This is a genomic window from Clostridium ihumii AP5 (assembly GCF_000612845.1).
Taxonomy (GTDB): Bacteria; Bacillota; Clostridia; order Clostridiales; family Clostridiaceae; genus Clostridium_J; species Clostridium_J ihumii.
The window spans coordinates 1-549 of record NZ_CCAT010000038.1 but is presented as its reverse complement, the minus strand read 5'-3'; the positions used below and the strand labels follow the sequence as shown (position 1 = coordinate 549).

Here is a 549-nt window from a genome sequence, read left to right as displayed (position 1 = left end):
GCAACAAGACAAAAACATATACCTTTAAACACATATATCTCTCTAAATAAACCTATATATGATGAAGAATCAGAAAGAACACTTATGGATATAATTTCAGGTGTTAAAATATCTGATCCAGAAGAATTGGTTATAAGTAAGGAAGAAATAGAAAATATAGAAAATGAAATAGGCGAAGTGTTGTCAGAGTTGGAAATGGAAGTTCTAATGTCATACTTGGATGGCAAGTCTTATCAAGAAATTGCATGCGATTTAGATAGGCAAGCTAAGTCTATAGATAATGCTCTTCAAAGAGTAAAAAGAAAGTTAGAAAAATGTTTGAATAAAAGAAGATGACTGATTGACAACAGCATATGAATATTGTATAATCAATAACTGATATACAGCAAATTTAAAAAGAAATTATTGAAAATATTAAGAATAAATGCCCATATAGCTCAGTAGGTAGAGCGTCACCTTGGTAAGGTGGAGGTCACCGGTTCAATCCCGATTATGGGCTCCAAACTCGTTAAGGATAGCAACACACCAGGATGAGTTTATAGAAGAAAT

1 protein-coding gene and 1 tRNA gene are annotated in these 549 nt (G+C 32.1%); both read left to right on the top strand.

What is annotated here, in order from left to right; translation table 11 throughout:
- On the top strand, positions 1 to 336 hold a 336-nt coding region (gene sigH / locus BN346_RS04355; RefSeq protein ID WP_034439882.1), incomplete at its 5' end, for an RNA polymerase sporulation sigma factor SigH.
- A gap of 90 nt (positions 337 to 426) precedes the next feature.
- A tRNA-Thr gene (locus BN346_RS04350) sits at positions 427 to 502 on the top strand.
- Positions 503 to 549: the final 47 nt, after the last annotated feature.